Source organism: Sphaerobacter sp. (genome assembly GCF_019683595.1).
Lineage (GTDB): Bacteria > Chloroflexota > Chloroflexia > Thermomicrobiales > Thermomicrobiaceae > Sphaerobacter.
The window spans coordinates 1-16,881 of record NZ_JADGHZ010000031.1 but is presented as its reverse complement, the minus strand read 5'-3'; the positions used below and the strand labels follow the sequence as shown (position 1 = coordinate 16,881).

At 70.4% G+C, this 16,881-nt stretch carries 15 protein-coding genes; all 15 read right to left on the bottom strand.

Going from position 1 to position 16,881, the window contains the following annotated elements; translation table 11 throughout:
• Window positions 1–81: 81 nt before the first annotated feature.
• Window positions 82–1,305, bottom strand: coding sequence for a hypothetical protein (locus IRZ30_RS05550; protein ID WP_294083777.1), 1,224 nt, complete (start codon window positions 1,303–1,305; stop codon window positions 82–84).
• A gap of 12 nt (window positions 1,306–1,317) precedes the next feature.
• A complete protein-coding gene (gene nrdR, locus IRZ30_RS05545; protein WP_294083775.1) occupies window positions 1,318–1,794 on the bottom strand; it encodes a transcriptional regulator NrdR in 477 nt (158 codons plus the stop codon).
• A 9-nt stretch (window positions 1,795–1,803) separates the two neighbouring features.
• The gene (ftsZ, locus tag IRZ30_RS05540) at window positions 1,804–2,910 is read right to left on the bottom strand and encodes a cell division protein FtsZ (RefSeq protein WP_294083773.1); all 1,107 of its coding nucleotides are present in this window, start codon (window positions 2,908–2,910) and stop codon (window positions 1,804–1,806) included.
• A 128-nt stretch (window positions 2,911–3,038) separates the two neighbouring features.
• Entirely contained in the window at window positions 3,039–4,214 is a 1,176-nt protein-coding gene (locus tag IRZ30_RS05535) for a hypothetical protein (RefSeq protein ID WP_294083772.1), read from the bottom strand.
• Window positions 4,215–4,396: 182 nt separating this feature from the next.
• Window positions 4,397–5,155: an FtsQ-type POTRA domain-containing protein gene (locus tag IRZ30_RS05530; protein WP_294083770.1), complete on the bottom strand. Its 759-nt coding sequence runs from the start codon at window positions 5,153–5,155 to the stop codon at window positions 4,397–4,399.
• An 8-nt stretch (window positions 5,156–5,163) separates the two neighbouring features.
• Window positions 5,164–6,306, bottom strand: a complete 1,143-nt coding sequence (locus IRZ30_RS05525; protein ID WP_294083768.1) for a D-alanine--D-alanine ligase — start codon at window positions 6,304–6,306, stop codon at window positions 5,164–5,166.
• The gene (gene murC / locus IRZ30_RS05520; protein ID WP_294083766.1) at window positions 6,293–7,714 is read right to left on the bottom strand and encodes a UDP-N-acetylmuramate--L-alanine ligase; all 1,422 of its coding nucleotides are present in this window, start codon (window positions 7,712–7,714) and stop codon (window positions 6,293–6,295) included. Before murC ends, IRZ30_RS05525 begins: the two co-directional genes overlap by 14 nt.
• 4 nt (window positions 7,715–7,718) lie before the next feature.
• Entirely contained in the window at window positions 7,719–9,110 is a 1,392-nt protein-coding gene (ftsW, locus tag IRZ30_RS05515; protein WP_294083764.1) for a putative lipid II flippase FtsW, read from the bottom strand.
• Entirely contained in the window at window positions 9,107–10,531 is a 1,425-nt protein-coding gene (gene murD, locus IRZ30_RS05510) for a UDP-N-acetylmuramoyl-L-alanine--D-glutamate ligase (protein WP_294083761.1), read from the bottom strand. The genes ftsW and murD overlap by 4 nt, the downstream gene beginning before the upstream one ends.
• An 11-nt stretch (window positions 10,532–10,542) precedes the next feature.
• Window positions 10,543–11,583 (bottom strand): phospho-N-acetylmuramoyl-pentapeptide-transferase, encoded by a 1,041-nt coding sequence (gene mraY / locus IRZ30_RS05505; protein WP_294083759.1) that lies wholly within the window; start codon window positions 11,581–11,583, stop codon window positions 10,543–10,545.
• The gene (gene murF / locus IRZ30_RS05500) at window positions 11,580–12,971 is read right to left on the bottom strand and encodes a UDP-N-acetylmuramoyl-tripeptide--D-alanyl-D-alanine ligase (protein ID WP_294083757.1); all 1,392 of its coding nucleotides are present in this window, start codon (window positions 12,969–12,971) and stop codon (window positions 11,580–11,582) included. Before murF ends, mraY begins: the two co-directional genes overlap by 4 nt.
• A gap of 83 nt (window positions 12,972–13,054) precedes the next feature.
• Window positions 13,055–14,803, bottom strand: coding sequence for a penicillin-binding protein 2 (locus IRZ30_RS05495; RefSeq protein ID WP_294083755.1), 1,749 nt, complete (start codon window positions 14,801–14,803; stop codon window positions 13,055–13,057).
• Window positions 14,803–15,285, bottom strand: a complete 483-nt coding sequence (locus IRZ30_RS05490) for a hypothetical protein (RefSeq protein WP_294083754.1) — start codon at window positions 15,283–15,285, stop codon at window positions 14,803–14,805. The genes IRZ30_RS05495 and IRZ30_RS05490 overlap by 1 nt, the downstream gene beginning before the upstream one ends.
• Window positions 15,282–16,262 (bottom strand): 16S rRNA (cytosine(1402)-N(4))-methyltransferase RsmH, encoded by a 981-nt coding sequence (gene rsmH, locus IRZ30_RS05485; protein WP_294083752.1) that lies wholly within the window; start codon window positions 16,260–16,262, stop codon window positions 15,282–15,284. The genes IRZ30_RS05490 and rsmH overlap by 4 nt, the downstream gene beginning before the upstream one ends.
• Window positions 16,263–16,284: 22 nt before the next feature.
• Window positions 16,285–16,713, bottom strand: coding sequence for a division/cell wall cluster transcriptional repressor MraZ (gene mraZ / locus IRZ30_RS05480; RefSeq protein WP_294083750.1), 429 nt, complete (start codon window positions 16,711–16,713; stop codon window positions 16,285–16,287).
• Window positions 16,714–16,881 lie beyond the last annotated feature (168 nt).

Here is a 16,881-nt window from a genome sequence, read left to right as displayed (position 1 = left end):
GGCGGCGGGATCCGTCGCACCACCCGCCGCGGGCACATGCCACAGCGCGGTGATCCGCTCACCACCGACCACGAGCACGTGTCACGCCGCGACGCGGCGGGTGCGGCGAACAGCGGCCAGGGCGATGCCCGTAATGCCGGCGAGGGCCGTGCCGCCGATGGCGAGGCGGCGCCGGGTCAGGCCGACCGACGCGGGGTAGAGCAACAGGCTCGCGGCGCTCGCGAGGAGTGCGGTGCGGCCGCGGCGGTAGGCGGACTGACGAACGGCGATGATCGTCGTCCGGCGGTCCCCCAGGGTGGCGCGGTGCCGGTAGCCGTAAGTGTCGCCGCGCAGGTCGAGGGTCAGGATCGACGCGTCCGCACCGGACTCCGTGGGGTGGTTCGGGTCCCACACCAGCACCTCGGCACGGTCCGGCGCCTCCTGGCGGAAGCCGTAGGGGACGACCGTGTGCCCCTCGCCGACCAGCGCCCGAGCGATGTCGCGCCGCCAGGGGCGTGGAACGCCGATGTCCCAGCATCGGTCGCTGCGACCGCGCGACAGCAGATCGGCACGGAAACGCCGGAATGCCCGTGCCGGGCTGGGCCAGAAGAACCAGGGGGCGGAAGCCAGTAGGGCGCGGTCGGTCAACTGCCGGCCATGGAGGATGATGGCCTCGGTGAGCAAGTTGGCGCCCGGAGGCAGCGCGTCGAGGCTCCGCTCCAGCGCCGCCCGCGCCATGCCGGTGCACAGGCCCCCATGCGGCGCGCCGGATTCGCCGCCGAGGAAGACGACGGCGCCGTAGAGCCCGCGGAAGAACGCCCGCGGCAGGAGCGTCAGCCGGTAGGTGCGCGCGAAGCGGGCCGGGTCCGGCCGGACGACGCCCAGGTCGGCCACGGTGTTGGCGAAGGGGAGGGCGTGCCGGGCGGGGTCGAACTGGCTGTAGCCCTCCACGGTGACGGCGACCGACGCCTCAGCAGCGGCAGTCACCCGCCCCTCGCGCAGGATCTCGACCCGGAGCGGGACGGTGTAGTCACCGGGCACGCCGCGCGGGTAGACCGTCCAGGAGACGCTCGTCTCGCCTGCCGGGAGGAAGAGCACGGGACCGGGCAGCGTGAGCCAGCCGCGCGGAACGGTGAGACGCACCTGCACGTCGCGCTGGGCCTCCTGCCCCTCGGCTGCCGTAGCGTCATCGAGGGTGGCGGTCAGGTGGATGCGATCGGGGTGGTAGCGGAACGCGGGCGTTCCGGGCGTGTTGGCGTAGCGCAGCCGCGTGAGCGGAGCGCCATCGGCCCCGGTCACGGCTAGCGCGAGCGGGGCGGGACTCATCGCCGGCCTCGCCTACCCGGCGCGCTTCGGGCCCGGCGAGGCGCTGCGCAGCACCTCGACCTCCCGGCGGAGATCGTCGAGGTCGGCAAAGTCGCGGTACACGGAGGCGAAGCGGATATAGGCGACCTGATCAAGCTGCTTCAACTCCCGCAGCACGATCTCCCCGATGGTGGTGCTCGGCACCTCGACGGTGCCCATCTCCAGCAACTCGGTCTCGACCGTCGCCACGATCCGGTCGATCTCCGCCTGCGGGACGGGGCGCTTGGTGAGCGCGATGCGCAGCTTGTCGCGGAGCTTGCGCGGGTCGAACTCCTCGCGCCGGCCGTCGCGCTTGACGACCATGAGCGCGACGGGCTCGACCCGCTCGTAGGTGGTGAAGCGGCGGCCGCAGGCGGGACACTCTCGCCGACGCCGGATGCTGTCGCCGCCGCTCAACTCCCGCGAGTCGATCACCCGCGAGTCCCGTGCCTGGCAGAAGGGGCAGCGCACGGGAGACTCCTACCGCTCGCGCAGGAAGCGCAAGATAGCCGGCTCCGACCACTCGTCGTCCGGCAGCAGCGGCACGCGCGGCGGCGCCGTCTGACCCGTCTGGGCGTCAGCAGCCTGGCGGAACCGGCGGTCCGGCCGCTGGCGCCGCGGCTGGCTGGTGCCGTGGAAGCCGGTGGCGATTAGGGTGATCTGGACGTCCCGGCCCATCGACTCGTCGGTCGTGGCGCCGAAGATGATTTCGGCATCGTCGTCCGCCGCCGCGCGGATGATCTCAGCCGCCTCGGTGATCTCGGTGAGCGAGAGATCCGGCCCACCGATGATGTTGTAGAGGACGCCGACCGCACCGTCGATGCTCATCTCCAGCAGCGGGCTCTCGATGGCCATGCGGGCGGCGTCGACGCAGCGGGTTTCGCCGGTGCCGCGGCCGATCGCCATGAGAGCGGAGCCGGCGTCGCGCATGATCGTCTTGACGTCGGCGAAGTCGAGGTTGATCAGGCCGGGCTTGACGATCAGGTCGGAGATACCCTGAATACCCTGGCGGAGCACGTCGTCGGCCAGCCGGAACGCCTCGGAGAAGGGCGTCTTGGGATCGACCAGGCTGATGAGCCGCTGGTTGGGGATCGTGATCAGCGCGTCCACATGCTCCTTGAGGGCGGCCACACCCTCGTCGGCCACGCGGCGACGCTTGGCGCCCTCGAAGTCGAACGGACGGGTCACCACGCCGACGGTCAGCGCGCCGGTCTCCCGCGCCAGGCGAGCCACGATCGGCGACGCGCCGGTGCCGGTGCCGCCGCCCATCCCGGCGGTGATGAAGACCATGTCGGCGCCGCGCACGACCTCGCCGAGGGCGTCGATGCTCTCCTCGGCGGCGCGCTCACCGATCTCCGGGCGGCCGCCGGCCCCGAGTCCCTTGGTCAACTTGTCGCCGATACGTACCGTCACCGGCGCCAGGGAGTTGACCAGGGCCTGCGCATCGGTGTTGACCGTGATGAACTCGACGCCCTCCACCCCGGCTTCGATCATGCGATTCACGGCATTGCCGCCGCCACCGCCGACGCCGATGACCTTGATCCGTGCGAATGAGTTCGTGAAGTCGTCATCGTGGACGTTGAACATTCAAGATCCTCCCCGCAGCACACCAGCGGCGCCCGTTCCCTGTGAGTCGCGCTGGGCAGCACGCAGTTAACAGAAGAGTATGCACGTATGAGTTCGCCGCCGACAACACGTCCCCCGGGCCTAACGGCCTAATCGTTACCTCCCAACGGCACGAACTCGCGCAGCCAGCGGCCGAGGGCCGGCCACAGCCCCGGACGGGGCGGCTCCGGCTCCACCTCCTCGAACTCCTCCGGCAGCGCGTCGTCCATGCCAAACTCCCCCACGGGCGCAGGCTCCGGCGGACGGAGCCGCGCCTGGGCCAGCACCAACCCTACCGCGCCGGTGGTGCGCGTGTCGCTGAAGCGCAGCCAGTCAGGCCGCGCCAACCGGACGGGAATGCGCAGCCCCCGCTGCGCTGCGCCAAGTACGCCATCAACGCCGGCGCCACCACCAGCAAGCACCGCGCCACCAGCCAGCCGCCAGCCCAGGTCCAGATCGTCCAGCCGCTGGCGGATACGGTGGAAGAGATCGACCATGCCCCCGCCGGGCACCGTGCGCGGCGCGGGGTAGCTTCGAGCACCGGACGCGAGCCGCGTGACGTTGCGGCCCAGGGTCGCCACTGACCGCACCCCGACCGGCATCGAGAACAGTTCGCGGATCCGGCCGTCAACGTAGACCGCCACGTCCGTCGTCGTCCCGCCCAGATCGATCAGCAACGCGCCTTGCTCCCGCGCACTGACGGGCAACGCTGCCTCGGCTGCCGCCATCGCTCGCGGCATCAGCAAGTCAACCTCGGCTCCCAGCCGTGCGAGGATGCGCGCACGCGTATCTACATAGGATGTGGGGATACTATACACGTCCGTCTTCACGCGGACGACTTGTCCGTACAGTCCAGCGAGGGGATCGACGACCGGGAAACCATCGACGGTGCACCCGCGCGGCACCGAGGCGAGGACGACCCCGGCCACGCGCGGGTCGCGCAGCGCGCGCCGGTGGAGCGCCTCGAGCGTGTCGGCCTCGACACGCACGGCCTGCGGGGTGCGCTGCTCCGCCGCGGCCGTCACCCGGCGCAGGTGCAACCCGGAGACGCTCAGCGCCACCCGTTCGACCGGGGCGCCGGTACGCTCGGCCACGCGCCGGAGCGCGGCGGCAAGCACCTGCTCCAACGCCGCAGCGTCGACCACCTCGCCCCGCACCACGCCGGCGCTCGGCAGCACCTCGCACCCGGCGAGCGCGACCTGCCCGGCCGCGTCGTGGGTCGCCGTGGCGACCGCGACGGTCGATGACCCGATGTCAAGGCCGACATACCAGCGATGCGCTGTCATCCTCGACTACCTACCAGACGAGTAAGGTTGTACGTACGGGATCTGAGTGATGAGCCGCCGCTGAGCGCCAGTATAGCACAACCTGTTCATGCGCGCCGTACGTACATGCGCGCGTCGCCATTCCCGCCCGGCTCCGCTGTGCCTATGTGTCCGAACACCGTGAACAAGCATCCCTGCTCCTGCTACTGGTAGTAGGGGCGCTCCGGCTCGCGCAGGTCGAGCCGCGACCAGTGATCCGGCAGCGTCAGCGCGGCTTCCAGCACGTTGAGCTTGAGCGGCAGGCGGTCGCTGTCCCCCAGCACGACCGTTCGACCGTCGGTCAGATGGGCCGTCAGCCCCACCCGCGGCTCGTAGGCCATCGTTGTGAGCCGCTCGCCCAGGCGCTCCTGCACGACCTGAATGGCCTGGATCAGCTCCGGAGGAATCTGCGCACCGACGCGCGGCAGGTCCCCCTCCGTCTGCACGACGCGCGGCAGGTTGGGATCGAATCCCAACGCGATCACCCATCCCTGCTGATCAACCAGCACGGCCTGTTCCCCCGCTTGCCAGGCGAGGACCGGCACCCGCTCTTGCACCGTCACCACGACGCGGTCGGGAAACTCCGTCCGCACCTCCGCCGAAGCCACAGCCGGGTGTGCGGCGACCCGGCGGGCCACCTCCTCAGTGTCGAGTCGGAAGACGGACTGGCCCAGCGCCCCGCTGCTCGCCACGATCGAGTCGGCGAAGGCCAGGGCGTTCCCCTGAACCACGACGCTGCGCACCGTGAAGTCGTCGGAGAACAGGAAGCCCCCACCCAACACCGCGAGCCCGACGGCCAGCAGGAACGCCGGCAGGCGGCCGTTGACCGCGCTCGCGTGGAGGAAGCCCGCCAGTCGCGAGCGGCGCCGGCGACGACGCGGCGGCGCGGCATGCCGGGCCGGCGGATACCGCCGCTGGGACACGCGCTCGCTCATACCTCGATGCCGTCGCGGCGCTCGGCGTGCCGCTCCAGCGCCAGCTCGATCAGCCGCGTGACCAGCTCCCGGAAGGGCAGGCCGCTCGCCTCCCACAGGATGGGGTACATGCTGATCTGGGTGAAGCCCGGGATGGTGTTGATCTCGTTGATGTAGATGGTGCCGGTGTTTCGCTCCAGGAAGAAGTCCACCCGCGCCATCCCGGCGGCGTCCACGACCTTGAAGGCGCGCACCGCCATCTCGCGCACCGTGTCCGACTGCTCCGGGGTGATCGGCGCCGGGACGAGCAACTCCGAGCCCTCATCGACGTACTTGGCCTGGTAGTCGTAGAACTCGTTGATCGGCCGGATCTCGCCCACGACCGAGGTGATCGGCTCGTCGTTGCCGAGCACGCTCACTTCCAGCTCGCGGGCGTCGATCCCCCGCTCGATGATGATTTTCCGGTCGTAGCGGCCGGCTTCGTCCATCGCCCCGGCGAGCTCGCCCGGGTGATGCACCTTGCTGACGCCGACGCTGGAACCGAGGTTGGCAGGCTTGACGAAGCAGGGATAGCCCAGTTCCCGCTCGACCCGCGCCGCCACACCTTCCGGATCGCGCTCCCACTGGCGGCGGGTCACCCACAACCAGGGCGCGACCGGCAGGCCTTCGCGCTCGAAGAGCTGCTTGGCCACGACCTTGTCCATCGAGACCGCCGAGCCGAGCACCCCGGCCCCGACATAGGGGACGCCCGCCAGCTCCAGCAGCCCCTGCACCGTGCCGTCCTCACCGTACGGGCCGTGCAGGACCGGGAAGACGACATCGAGCTGCTGCACCACACCGGCCCCGGCGACTTCGACGGCGTGGCCCGTCTCCGGCACGGGCAGCGCACTGACGGAATCGGACTCCTCGACCGGCGGGTCGTCCCCCGGCGCCAGGGACAGGCGCGAGGTAGCGGCGAGCTGGCGCAGCGGGTCGCCGCCGCTCAGCCAACGGCCCTGCCGCGTGATGCCGATCGGTACGACCTCGAACCGTTCCCGGTCGATGGCTCGCAGGATGGCCTGCGCGGAGCGCAGCGACACGTCGTGCTCGCCCGAGCGCCCGCCAAAGATGACACCGACGCGAATTTTCCTGGCGCCCTGTGCCACGTCACGTGCCTCCAATCCCTTGTCCCCCGGCGCCGAGCAGCCCGAGGAGCCGCTCGCCCGCTTTCCAGATGTCCCCCGCGCCGAGGATCAGCACGACATCACCCGCCTCCGCGTCGGCGGCCACCGCCGCCCCGGCCTCAACCGGCGACTCGACCACCGTCACCGGCCGCCCGTCGATCCGCCGGGCAATGTCGGCCGAGCTGACGCCCAGGTCGTCGTTCTCGCGCGCTGCATAGATCGGCGCCAGCACCACGCGGTCGGCCAGCGACAGCGCGGCGGCGAAGTCGTCGAGCATCTCGCGCGTGCGCGAGTAGGTATGCGGCTGGAACACCGCCCAGAGCCGCGCCGCGGGGTAGCGCTCGCGCGCTGCCGCGATGGTCGCCCGGATCTCCGTCGGGTGGTGGGCATAATCGTCGACCACCGTCACCCCGCGTGCCTGCCCCCGCACCTCGAAGCGCCGCCCGACGCCGCCGAAGGCCGCCAGACCCGGCAGCAGCCGCTCCGGCGCGACACCGGCCGCTTCCCCCGCAGCCAGTGCCGCCAGCGCGTTGAGGCGATTGTGCCAACCCGGCACCGCAAGCCGCAGCCGCAGCGTGCGCCCGCCCGGCGCGCGGACCAGGTCGCCCGACCCCGTTTCCTCGTTGCGAACGATGGACCAGTCAGCAGCAGGGTCGGACCCGAAGGTTACCACCCTCGGGCGACGATCGCCGAGTCGTGCCAGCAGGTCACGACACCCCGGATCGTCCGCCGAGACGACGAGCGTGCCACCGGGACGCATCCCGCTTACGAAGCGGGTGAAGGCCTCCAGGACGGCCTCGCGCGTCGGGAAGAGATCCGGGTGGTCGTGTTCGATGTTCGTCACCACCGCCACATCGGGGTGGAGCCAGAGGAAGCTGTAGTCGTACTCGTCCGCCTCGGCCACGAAGTGCGGGCCCGCGCCGGGCCGCGCGTTGGTGCCCAGCTCCTTGAGCACGGCCCCCACCGCGAACGACGGATCCTCCCCGGCCCGCACGAGAGCCAGGGCCAGCATCCCGCTGGTGGTCGACTTGCCGTGCGTCCCGGCAACGGCGAGGCAGACGCGCTCGTCGCATAGTCGCCCCAGCAGCGCCGCGCGCTTGATGATCGGAATACCCCGGGCCCGAGCCGCGGCCACCTCGGGATTTGACTCGGGCGCGGCCGCGGTGACCACGACGAGGTCCGGCTCGCCCAGGTTGGCCGCGTTGTGGCCGACGGTCACCGGGAAGCCTTCGGCGCGCAGCGCCTGCACCACCGGAGAATCGACGGCGTCCGAGCCGCGCACGCGATAGCCACGGGCGGCCAGGATGCGGGCCAGCCCGCTCATGCCGATGCCGCCGATCCCGATCAGGTGCACCGTCGCCGGGGGCGGGGGAAGATCCGGAGCAGTGCCGGGGGACTGACGCATCCGCTCACCTCCAGTGCCGCGTGCTGCGCGAGGCCCGCCGCCCGCGTCCGAAGGTGCTCGTTTGCGCCCGCCCGCGGGCGGCCGTGCCGCGGACCGTGCCGGTCCGTGGGCGGCTGCTGCGGGCAGTCGCCGCGGTTCCGCGCGCGAGGCGACCGGCCGGGGCCGGTTCACGCGGGGCACGCCGCCGGAGCGCGTGCGTGCGTGGAGCGCGAACCTCCGCGCCGGCCGCCGGTGCCGGGTCGACCGTCTGCCGGGAAATGTTCAGCAACAGGCCCACCGCGGTGAGGGTCACGGCCAAGGACGTACCGCCGTAGCTGACGAACGGCAGGGTGATGCCGGTGAAGGGGATCGTCGTGGTGATCCCGCCGATGTTGATGGCTGCCTGGAAGATGATCCAGGTCGTGATGCCCACCGCGATGAGCGCCCCGAAGGTATCGGGGGCGCGCTTGGCGATGCGGTAGCCGCGCCAGGCGAACGCCAGGAAGAGGAACAGGACGACGCTACAGCCGATCAGGCCAAGCTCCTCCCCGATGACGGCGAAGATCGCATCGGTCTGTGCGAAGGGCAGCCAGGCGAACTTCTGCCGGCTGGCGCCGAGGCCGACGCCGAAGATACCGCCGCTGGCGAGCGCGGCCCGCGCCTGGATGAGCTGCCAGGCGAGGTCCGGGTTGGCGTCCGGGTTGAGGAAAATCAGGATGCGCTGGCGGCGGTAGGACGAGCCCAACGCCATCACCAAGAACGCGACCGTGCCGACCCCGGTCAGCAGGCTCAGGTGAATCAGGCGCGCGCCGGCCACCAGGAACATGCCGATGGCGATAATCGCCAGCAGGGCCGAGGTTCCCAGGTCGGGCTGGAGCATGAGCAGGCCGATCAACAGGCCGAGGAAGACGGTGAAGGGCACCAGTCCGTAGCTGAATAGGCGCACCTTGGCGCCCTTCTGAGCCAGCCAGTCCGCCAGGTAGATGATGAGCACCGGCTTGGCGATCTCGCTCGGCTGGGCCGAGAGCGGCCCGACGAAGATCCAGCGCTGCGCCCCGTAGACCTCCTGGCCCACACCCGGCATCAGCACCGCGGCGAGCAGCAGGAGAACGACCAGCATGCCCAGGATCGAGAAGCGCCGCCAGACGTGGTAGTCGACGGCATAGGTCACGGCCATCCCCGCCAGGCCGAGCGCGACCCACATGAGTTGCCGGGTCAGGTAGTAGTAGGCGTTGCCGTCCTGGCTCAGACCGATGGTGAAGCTGGCGCTGAAGACCATGACGGTCCCGAACATGACCAGCGTCAGCAGGATGGTGATGAGCCAGTAGTCGGGCGCATGCACGGCGAAGCGCGCCGCGGTGACGTCGCGGACGCGGCGCAGGCGCTCCCCGGCGGTCCTGGCGGTCGTGGCGCTCATGGCTCTCCTTCCCGCCGGGCGGCCTCAGCCAGGGCGCGCACCGCCGCCCGGAAGGCCTCCCCGCGCTCGAACTCATCCCGGAACAGGCCGAAGCTGGCGCAGCCCGGGGCCAGCAGCACCACCCCGCCCGGCGTCGCCAACTCGGCCGCGGCCCGCACGGCATCTTCCATCGACCGGTGCGGCCCGGAGATGCGTGCCGCCCCCGCCTCGCGCAGCCGCGCGTGGAGGTCGGGGGTAGCGGTGCCGTCCAGCAGGACGACGGCGCTCGCCTCAGCGGAGACGCGCCGGGCCATCGGGCCGAGATCGGCACCCTTGGCGGCACCGCCCGCGATCAGGACCAGCGGCCGCCCGCGGAAGGTGTCGAGCGCGGCCAGCGCCGCGGCCGGTGCGGTGGCGGTCGTATCGTTCACGTAGCACACGCCGTCGATAGTAGCCACGATCTCTTGGCGATGCGGCACCGGCGTCGCGCCGAGAAGCCCGGCCCGCACTTGGTCCGGGCTTGCTCCTGCCAGGATGGCCGCCGCCGCGGCGGCGAGGGCATTGGCGACGGCATGGTCCCCCGGCAGCGGGAACTCATCGCGGCGCAGTAGTTCGACCTCGCTACCGTCCCACCGCCAGACGAGCCGGTCGCCGTCGCGGAAGGCGCCGGCCGGTGCGTCCCCGGCCCGGCCGAAGGGCACCACCCGGCCCGCCCCCACGGCGCGGCTCTCCCAGACGAGCGGATCGTCGCGATTCAGCACCAGCCAGTCGTCCGGCCCCTGGTAGCGGGCGATTTGCCGCTTGGCCTCGACGTAGGCGGCCATTGACGGGTAGCGGTTGAGGTGGTCCTCGCTGATGTTGGTGATCACGGCCACGTGCGGGCTGAGGCCGTGCTCGGCCAGCCCCTCGATCTGCCAGCTCGACAGCTCGATGATGACCGGCGTGTCGGGGCGGATGCCGGGCAGCGCGTCGAGGGTCGAGGTGCCCATGTTCCCGGCCAGCACCGTGTCCGGCCGGGCGACCCGTAGGATGCCGGCGCAGAGCGTGGCGGTCGTGGTCTTCCCCTTCGTGCCGGTGATCCCGATGATGGGAGCCGGGCAGGCGCGAAAGAAGAGAGACATCTCCATCTCGATCCGGGCGCCGGCGGCGCGGGCACGCTGGAGCCAGGGGGAATCGAGCGGCACGGCGGGATTGCGGACCACGAGGTCGGCCCGCTCGAAGTCCTCGGCGCGGTGCTCGCCCAGCACGTAGCGAATGGGCAGGCCGGCCAGCTCCTCCAGTGCCGGAGCGAGGTCCGCCTCCGTGCGGAGATCGGTCACGGTGACCTCGGCGCCCTGCGCCACCAGGTAGCGGGCCACGCCGACGCCCCCCTGGCGCGTGCCCAGACCCATCACCAGCGCCCGCGCCCCGCGCAGATCCTGCTCTGCCCCGGCCCGAGCCATCGCCGTCCCCCTCAGATCAGCGCCAGGGCGACTCCGAGGAGCCCCGCCATCATCGAGATCAACCAGAAGCGCATCGTGATCTGCGTCTCCGACCAGCCGAGTAGCTCAAAGTGCAGGTGGATCGGCGTCATGCGGAAGATGCGCTTGCCGCCGGTCCACTTGAAGTAGGCCACCTGCAACATCACCGACAGCGTCTCGGCCACGAACACGATGCCTACGATCGGCAACAAGAGCCACTGCCCGGTCATGAAGGCCGCCGTCGCCAGCGCCGCGCCGATCGCCAGCGCGCCGGTATCCCCCATGAAGACCTGGGCCGGGTGGGCGTTGAACCAGAGGAAGCCCAGCAGCGAGCCGACCATCATAAAGCAGAAGGTCACCACCTGCACCTGGCCCTGGAGGTAAGCGATGATGCCGTAGGCGACGAAGGCCACCGCCGCCGTGCCGCCGGCCAGCGAGTCGAGCCCGTCGGTCAGGTTCACCGCGTTGGCGAAGCCCGAGATGCCGATGATGGCGATCGGGATGTAGAGCAGCCCGATGTCGTACTTCCCCATGCTCGGGATGTAGATGCTGCGCAGGCCGAGCGGGAAATAGAGGATCAGGGCGGAGACCGTCGCGAAGGCCAGCAGCCAGATCATCTTGAAGCGCGCCGCCAGACCCGCCCGGTTGGTCCCCACCAGGCTCATGCGGTCGTCGATCGCCCCCAGCGTGGCGGTGCAGATCAGGACGCCGACCGGCAGCAGCATTGACAGGCGCCCGGCGAGATTGAACGCGAGCGTGGCCACGAGCACCGGGATCGTGATCATGAAGCCACCCATGGTCGGCGTGCCGGTCTTGATGAAGTGGCCCTCGGGCTCCTCGATCCGGATCTGCTTGCCCACCTTCTTGGCCCGCAGGAACTGGATGAAGGGCCGCCCCATCCCGACCGTCATTAAGAAGGTCACGGCCGAGAGCCCGAGCGACACGGCCAGGTTGTGGTCCGGATCCCGCGGCAGCAGGCTCTGGCTGCGCAGCAGATCAAACAGATCGGTCACGATGTTGAGCGTCGGGATCATGCGGAGCGCGTCCGATCACGAAGCGCCGCCACGACGTGTTCCAGTTGAATCCCCCTTGACCCCTTCACCAGCACGACATCCCCCTCGCGCATGGTCTCCCTGAGCGCGTCGATCAGATCCTGCTTGGTCTCCACCGCCACCACGGCGTCAGGCGCCAGCCCGCTGGCGACCGCCGCGTCGGCGATGATCCGCGCACGCGGCCCCATGGTGAAGAGCCGATCGACCACCGCCGCGGCCCGCTTGCCGACGATCCGGTGCCCTTCCTCCTCGTAACTGCCCAGCTCCAGCATGTCCCCGAAGGCCGCGATGCGCCGCCGTGCCGGCAGCTCGGCCAGCAGGTTCAGCGCCGCCAGGCTGGACGTCGGGTTGGCGTTGTAGGTGTCGTCGATGAGCGTCGCCCCGCCGATGGCCGGCACCACCAGCAGCCGCAGTTGGATGCTCGGGTCCCGCAGGCCCGGAAACGTCTCTTCCACGGTCATCCCGAGCGCCAGCCCAACCGACACCGCCGCCAGCACGGTGTGGACACTATGCTGCCCCAGCAGCGGCACGTGCAGATGGTGGCGCCCCCCGTCGACCAGCAGGTCGAACGAGATGCCGTCCAGCCCGTGGCTCTCGACGTTCTCGGCGCGGACCTCGCAGTCGGGCGCCAGGCCGTAGCGGATCACCCGACAGCGGCACCGGTCGGCCATCAGGCGCACCCGCAGGTCGTCGCCGTTTAGGACGGCCACGCCATCCTCCGGCAGCGCGGCCGGGAGCTCCGCCTTGGTCGCCGCGATCGCCTCCAGCGAGCCCATGCGCGCCAGGTGGGAATGGCTGACGTTGGTGACGACGCCGATCGTCGGGCGCGCGATCTCGGCCAGCCGCGAAATCTCCCCCGGCGCGTAGGCGCCGCCGATCTCGAGCACCACGACCTCGGTGTCGCTGCCGATCTCCATCAGGCTGAGCGGCAACCCGATCTCGTTGTTGAAGCTGCGCTGGCTGCGGATGGCGCGGAAGCGCTGGGAGGCAACCGACCAGACGGCCTCCTTGGTGCTCGACTTCCCGATGCTCCCGGTAATGCCGACCACCGCCACGTCGTGGCTGGCGCGCCAGAACGCAGCCAGATCCTGCAAACCCGCCACGGTATCGGGGACCACGATCAACGGGCCGAGCCCCGCGGGGAGACGCGGCACGTGGGCGCGATCGACCAGGGCCGCCACCGCGCCGCGGGCGAAGGCCTCGGCCAGGAAGTCATGCCCGTCCAGGCGCTCGCCCACCACGGCGACGAAGAGGTCGCCCGGCTCGATCTCTCGCGAGTCGTGCCAGACCCGCCGCACCGGCGTGCCGAGGTCGGCCGCGCCGCGCAGTGCCCCGCGCGACCCCTCCAGCACCTCGCGCAGCGTCAACATGCTCACACTCTCCATCTCCGCCCAGGCACGGACGTCCACGCGCCTGGGTGCGCCCGCCCACATCGGGCGACACCGGGCACCGATCAGGGCGTGCTCGATGTCGAGGGCGTGACCGGTACCCCGCTGGCAGCGTCCGGGTTACTCGGCGGAATGCCGTACAGCAGGAACAGTTCCTGGAAAATCTTCTGGAAGGTCGGACCGCACGCCGTCTCACCCCAGGGCGTCTGCTGCGGCCGGTCGAGCTTCACCAGCACGGTGAACTGCGGATCCTGCGATGGCCCGTACCCGACCATCGAGGCGATCGTCGCATCCTCTTCGTAACCGCCGTTGGGCGATGGGATCTGCGCCGTGCCGGTCTTGGCCGCGATGTCGTACCCCGGCACCTGGAAGCGCTGGTAGGTGGTCTCCATCACCGTCGTCAGCATCTCGGTAATCTGCTGCGCCGTATGCTCAGAGACGACGCGGCGCACGACCTGCGGCTCGACCACCTCGGTACCGTCGGCTCGCTCGATCTTCTTGACCACGTACGGCTTCATCAGATTGCCGCCGTTGGCCAGGGAGGAGATGGCGTTGACCAACTGGATCGGCGTCACGGCGAGCCCCTGGCCGAAGGAGTGCGTGTAGAAGCTGGCGGGCGTCCAGCTCGGTCCCCCCGGCAAAGGCAGCAGCCCGTCCGACTCGGCGGCCAGGTCGATGCCGGTCTGTTGCCCGATGCCGAACGACACCAGCCCCCGGTAGAACCGGTCCTGGTTCACCAGATCCGCCACCCACATGATCCCGAGGTTGCTGGAGTGCTGGAGCACTTCGGTCATGGTCTCGGGGCCGAAGTCCTGCTCCAGCGCATTGGTGACCCGGGCGCCGCCGGGGATGATGCGGTACTGGGCGCCCTCCCACGTGGTGTCCGGCGTGACCACGCCGGTCTCCAGCCCGAGCGCCATCACCAGCACCTTGAAGGTCGAGCCTGGCTCATAGGTCGCGCTGATGGCCGGGTTGTTGAAGAGCGCCGGGTCCGAGACGTCCGCGAAATCGTTGGGATCGAACGACGGCCGGCTAGCCATGGCCAGGATCTCGCCTGTCTTCGGATTCTGGATGATGACCGTACCGCCCGAGGCTCGCTGCTGAGCGATGGCCTCGTCGAGCGCCTGCTCCGCGATGCGCTGAACGGCGCTGTCGATGGTCAGGGTCAGATTCGCGCCGTCGATCGGCGGGTCGAGAGTACTCCGACTCAACGCGATCACGTTCCCCGCGGCGTCCCGCTCCCCGATGAGCTTCCCCGGCTCGCCCCCGACGATGTCGTTGTACGCCCCCTCGACACCATAGGAGCCCACGTAATCGTAGTTGACGAAGCCTAGCACGTGCGAGGCGAAATCACCCAGCGGGTAGACCCGACGCGGCTCGGGATCGAGCACGATCCCGGGGAGATTCAATTCCCGGATCTTTTCTGAAGCCTCCGGGCTGAGATGCCGCTGGAGCCAAACCCATTCCAGGTTGGGGTCGGTCAGCCGCTCGTAGATGTCATCGACGCTGCGCCCGATGATCGGCGCCAGCAACTCCGCCGTCCGGCGCGGATCCTCGATCTTGTCCACGATGGCCACCACCCGGTCGGACAGCATGTTGGTCGCCAGGGGGCGGCCGCGCGCGTCGAGGATATCGCCCCGCTGCGCCGGGACCTCCTCCTCCCGGTAGCGGATGGCGTGCGCCTCACTGGCCAGTTCCTGGCTGCGCACCACCTGGAACGACACGACGCGGTAGCTGATCGCCAGCGAGAAGATCAGGAACGCGGCAAACAGGACGTTGATCCGGCGACGGGGGATGGCATAGGGTCGGCGCATCACCGGCCTCCCCCGAGGCCCGGCAACGCGGGCGATCCGGTCGCTGGTGCCTGCGCGCGACCGACCCCGGTCAGGCCGCGCCACACCCGCTCCCAGAGGGTTTCAGCGTCGGGCGTCGGCGTCGGGGGAGGTGGAAGCTCCTCCTCCGCAGGCGCCTGCACCTCCAGGAAGCGGTAGCGCGTCAGTGGCCGCATACCAAGCTCCTGGGTTGCCACGCGCTCGACCTGCTCCAGCGACTCCTGCTCGGCCACGAGATAGCCGAGCCGCGCGTTCTCCATGGCCAACTCGTTCCGCTCACGTTCGATGCGGCTGAGCTCATAGCCGAGGCTGGCGACGTGGCTGGTCTGGATCAGGTACAGGATGCCGATGACGGACACCGCCACCCCGGCCACGATCACCAGCGCCGCGCCGTTGAGCGAGACGTAGCGCCGCCGCTCGCGCCGCACAGCCTGCGCCCGCCCGACCCGCGTGACCGTGCTCATGGCAACCGCTCCGCTGCGCGCAACCGGGCGCTCCGGCTGCGCGGGTTCAGCGCCTGCTCGGCCTCGGTCGGGCGCAGCGGCTTGGGCGTGACGACCCGCAGCCGCGCGCGGTGCCCGCAGACACAGACGGGCGTCTCGGGCGGGCAGATGCAGTCTCGCGCCTCGGTGCGGAAGAATTGCTTCACGATCCGGTCCTCCAGAGAGTGGAACGCGATCACCACCAGCCGCCCACCAGGGGCGAGCACCTCCAGGGCGCCGGCAAGCCCCTGCTCCAGCACCTCAAGTTCACGGTTCACCGCGATGCGCAGCGCCTGGAAGGTCTTTGTGGCGGGATGAATCGCGCGCCCGCGCCGGCCGCCGACGGCCTGCTCGACGATCGCCGCCAGGTGGTCGGTCGTCTCGATCGGCCCAGCGCTTCGGGCCGCGACGATGGCTCGGGCGATCCGGCGCGCCTTGGGCTCCTCGCCGAACTCGAAGAGGATCTTCGCCAGATCCTCCTCGGTCCAGGTGTTAACGACCTCGCGCGCGCTGGGTCCCGACGTCGGGTCGAACCGCATATCGAGCGGGCCGGGCCGCTGGAAGGAGAACCCCCGCGCCGGATCCTCAATCTGGAGCGATGAGAAGCCGAGGTCCATCAGGACGCCGTCGACCGCGTCGAAGCCGGCCGCGCGCGCCAGGCGGGCAATCGCGGCAAAGTTGCCATGGCGCACGGTCAGCCGCGGGGCGACCTCAGCCGCGAGCGCCTCGCCCCGGGCCACCGCGGCCGGATCGGCGTCGAGCGCCAGCACGCGGCCGTCGGGCGCACTGGCTTCCAGGATGGCACGGGTGTGCCCACCGCCGCCGAAGGTGGCGTCGATGTACCGCCCGCCGGGCCGGACCTGGAGGAGGTTGAGCGACTCGGCCAGCATGACCGGCTGATGGCCGGACGGCCGGGACGCGTCGAACGGCGTGTTGCCCGGGTGGGCGTCGGTGGACATGGCTGGTGGAACTCCGGTCTAGTTAGATCAGCGAGGCCAGCCGCTGCGCGATGGTGGAGCCCTCGCTGTCCATCATCTCGGCTTGAGCCTCCCAGTGCTCCGGGCTCCAAATCTCGATGTAGGTGTGCATGCCGACCACGATCGCCTCGCGGTCCAGACCGGCATAGCGACGCAAGTCTGGGGGGATGAGGATGCGACCCTGGCGATCGAACTCGGCGATGGCGGCCTCCGCGAACACCATGCGCCGGAAGGTGCGAGCGTCCGGGTCGCTGATGGGGAGGGCGGATACCTTCTCCGCCAGCGGCTCCCAGGCGGACATCGGGTAGACGGAGAGGCAGCGGTCGATGCCGCGCGTGATCACGACGTCGGAACCGAGCGCCTCGCGGAAGCGCGCCGGGATCGCCAGCCGTCCTTTGACATCCAGATTGTGGCTGAAGCGCCCGAGGAACACGCGTCCCCACTTCTAGCCGCCGCGGCGCGCTGGGCTGCTCCGCGGCCCCCGATCACCCCGAGGTCCGACCGGCGGCTGCACCCTCCCGACGGGCGCGAACCCCACTCGCCGGCCTGTTATCCACATCGGACCCCACTTATCCCCACTTCTCCCCACCCTTATCCACAT

What these genes read in the sequence shown, in the direction of transcription:
- IRZ30_RS05550 (WP_294083777.1), bottom strand. Translation starts at nt 1,305, where the DNA reads ATGAGTCCCGCCCCGCTCGCGCTAGCCGTGACCGGGGCCGATGGCGCT.
- ftsZ (WP_294083773.1), bottom strand. Translation starts at nt 2,910, where the DNA reads ATGTTCAACGTCCACGATGACGACTTCACGAACTCATTCGCACGGATC.
- IRZ30_RS05535 (WP_294083772.1), bottom strand. Translation starts at nt 4,214, where the DNA reads ATGACAGCGCATCGCTGGTATGTCGGCCTTGACATCGGGTCATCGACC.
- murC (WP_294083766.1), bottom strand. Translation starts at nt 7,714, where the DNA reads ATGCGTCAGTCCCCCGGCACTGCTCCGGATCTTCCCCCGCCCCCGGCG.
- ftsW (WP_294083764.1), bottom strand. Translation starts at nt 9,110, where the DNA reads ATGAGCGCCACGACCGCCAGGACCGCCGGGGAGCGCCTGCGCCGCGTC.
- murD (WP_294083761.1), bottom strand. Translation starts at nt 10,531, where the DNA reads ATGGCTCGGGCCGGGGCAGAGCAGGATCTGCGCGGGGCGCGGGCGCTG.
- mraY (WP_294083759.1), bottom strand. Translation starts at nt 11,583, where the DNA reads ATGATCCCGACGCTCAACATCGTGACCGATCTGTTTGATCTGCTGCGC.
- murF (WP_294083757.1), bottom strand. Translation starts at nt 12,971, where the DNA reads ATGTTGACGCTGCGCGAGGTGCTGGAGGGGTCGCGCGGGGCACTGCGC.
- IRZ30_RS05495 (WP_294083755.1), bottom strand. Translation starts at nt 14,803, where the DNA reads ATGCGCCGACCCTATGCCATCCCCCGTCGCCGGATCAACGTCCTGTTT.
- IRZ30_RS05490 (WP_294083754.1), bottom strand. Translation starts at nt 15,285, where the DNA reads ATGAGCACGGTCACGCGGGTCGGGCGGGCGCAGGCTGTGCGGCGCGAG.
- rsmH (WP_294083752.1), bottom strand. Translation starts at nt 16,262, where the DNA reads ATGTCCACCGACGCCCACCCGGGCAACACGCCGTTCGACGCGTCCCGG.